Origin of the sequence: Phenylobacterium sp., from assembly GCF_016793225.1 — a bacterium.
In the GTDB taxonomy this organism is placed as follows: domain Bacteria; phylum Pseudomonadota; class Alphaproteobacteria; order Caulobacterales; family Caulobacteraceae; genus Phenylobacterium.
Genome location: NZ_JAEUMN010000172.1, coordinates 1 through 2107, shown reverse-complemented (window position 1 = coordinate 2107; position 2107 = coordinate 1). Strand labels below are relative to the sequence as shown.

The window sequence follows — 2107 nt, the reverse complement described above, 5'->3', positions numbered from 1 at the left end:
GGCTCCCTCAATCGGACCGAGCGCTCCGCGGCCGGCGAGGTGAAGGGCATGATCGCGGCGTACGTCGAAGGCCGGCCCGTCGATCCCCGCAGCCTGCTCTACGGCGGCGGACCCGAGTAGCGGTCAGATCGCCGCCACGGTCCGCTCGATCAGCCAGTACGCGGCCAGCGAACCGATCAGATAGGCCGGCGCGACGGGGGCCCAGCGGGGCACGGTCCAGCGGCGCGCGCTGACGACCCAGCGGCCTGCCGCCATCAGCAGCAGGACGGCGCCGATGAAGACGAGCTGGCCGATCTCGACGCCGACGTTGAACAGCAGCAGAGCCTCCGGCGCGGCGTCCGGCGGCAGCCCGATGTCGGCCAGCACCCCGGCGAAGGCCATGCCGTGCAGGAGTCCGAAGACGAAGGCGATCAGCCATGGACGCCGCTGCGCCAGGCCGTCGGCGGCGCGCCGTCCGGGCATCAGCTCGACCGCGACGAAGAGAATGCTGAGCGCCACCAGCGCCTCGATGGCCGCCGAGGGGAAGCTGATGTAGCCCAGCGCGGCCAGCGCCAGCGTGAGGCTGTGCGCCACGGTGAACCCGGTCACCGCCTTCACCAGCTTCCAGTTCGGGCCGATCAGCAGCAGCAGGCCGAGCACGAACAGCAGATGGTCGATGCCGATGAGGATGTGCTCCACGCCGAGCACGAGGTAGGCCGGGACGGCGACCCCGGCGGCGGGCGCCATCGCCAGCTTCATGCGCGGCTGGGCCGGCTTCAGGACGTGGTCGAACGTGCGGCCGTCCCGGGCTGTGATCCGCACGATCACATCGGTGACGCTCTGGGAGAGGCCCTCGACCTCCAGCGTCTGGCCTTCCAGGGGCGGCCCCCCGTTCACGCGCCAGACGCGGGTGACATAGCCAGGCGCCGCCTGCTCGGCCGCCGGCGGCTTCTCGAGCGCGCCCCCCGAGAGGTGGGGGACCAGCCGCAGCGCCATGTCGCCCACGACGGGACGCTTCCAGACGACTTCGTAGGCGGTCGGGCCGGTCTCGCGGATCTGCACCAGCGCGGGGCGAACCTCGTGGGCCTGGGCCGGCGCAAGGCCGGCCAGCAGCGCCGCCAGGAAGACCCAGATCGCGATCAGCGCCCTCATGACTGGGGCAGGCCCGCGATCTCGACCTTGTAGCGCTTGCGCAGGCTGGCGCGGAACTTCCGGTTCTCGTCCGCGCGCCGGTCCGCCAGCCAGGCGGCGCGGACGTCGTCGCGGACTTCGGCGAGGGGCGGCGTCACGGGCGGCAGCCGGCGCTCCACGCGGATCAGGTGCAGGCCGTAGGCCGAGGGCGCCGGGCCGGTCCACTCGCCGACCTTCGCCTTGTGCACCGCCGCCGTGAAGTCCGGACCATAGTCGCGCGTCAGGTCCGCCTCGGCGATGTCAGCGTAGGTGAGGGGCAGGAGCGAGGGGTCGCTCGTGGCGGATCCGCCGGCCTTGAGCGTCGCCAGGGCCGCGGCGGCGGCCGCCTGGGGCGTTTCGCCGGTGCGGTCGCGGCTGAAGTAGATGTGCCGCAGCGCCACGCGGCCGGGCACGGCGTAGCGGTCGCGATTGGCGTCGTAGTAGGCCTGCAGCGTCTTGTCGTCCGGCTCGGGGATGTCGGCGATGTCCTCGCTGGCGAAGGCCATCTTCTGCGCGAGCCGGCGGCGGACGATCATGTCGTCCTTGTCGAGGCCCAGCCGGATCGCCTCGCGGGCCAGGAGTTCCTCGTCGACGCGCTCGTTGATCAGGGCGGACAGCTCGGCGCGGGTCGGCGGCCGCTGGCTCTGCAGCTCCCAGTAGCCCGCGAGCTGCTCGATCTCCTGCGCGTCGATGCGCACGACCGGCCGCTTCAGGTGGTTCGCGAACGCGATGACGCCGAAGAGCACGGCGCCCAGCACGATGAAATGAACCAGCGGCTCCCGCAGGACGCGCGAGAGCCACGAACGACTGGGTTCGGTCACGCGGCCGGCTCGTACCAGATGGGCGAGGACCAGGCGCGTTCCATGATGGTGGGTGCGAGCTTGGGGTTGGGGGGCGTGCCGTTGCGCAGGGCGTCCCAGGTGGACCAGCGGCAGGAGGGGTTCTCGAGCACGCGGAC

Annotated in this window: 3 protein-coding genes; all 3 read right to left on the bottom strand. The window is 72.1% G+C overall.

Annotation, left to right across the window (positions count from 1 at the left end; genetic code table 11):
- Window positions 1-123: 123 nt before the first annotated feature.
- Genes JNK30_RS20365 through JNK30_RS23015 form a run of 3 tightly spaced genes read right to left on the bottom strand, consistent with a single transcriptional unit; the run spans window position 124 to window position 2101 of the window.
- Entirely contained in the window at window positions 124-1131 is a 1008-nt protein-coding gene (locus JNK30_RS20365; protein WP_293485157.1) for a HupE/UreJ family protein, read from the bottom strand.
- The gene (locus tag JNK30_RS20360) at window positions 1128-1970 is read right to left on the bottom strand and encodes a peptidylprolyl isomerase (RefSeq protein ID WP_293485156.1); all 843 of its coding nucleotides are present in this window, start codon (window positions 1968-1970) and stop codon (window positions 1128-1130) included. Before JNK30_RS20360 ends, JNK30_RS20365 begins: the two co-directional genes overlap by 4 nt.
- The gene (locus tag JNK30_RS23015; RefSeq protein ID WP_367118726.1) at window positions 1967-2101 is read right to left on the bottom strand and encodes a DUF3604 domain-containing protein; all 135 of its coding nucleotides are present in this window, start codon (window positions 2099-2101) and stop codon (window positions 1967-1969) included. The genes JNK30_RS20360 and JNK30_RS23015 overlap by 4 nt, the downstream gene beginning before the upstream one ends.
- Window positions 2102-2107: the final 6 nt, after the last annotated feature.

Excerpts from the sequence above, each read along its gene's own strand:
- JNK30_RS20365 (WP_293485157.1), bottom strand. The coding sequence starts at position 1,131 with ATGAGGGCGCTGATCGCGATCTGGGTCTTCCTGGCGGCGCTGCTGGCC.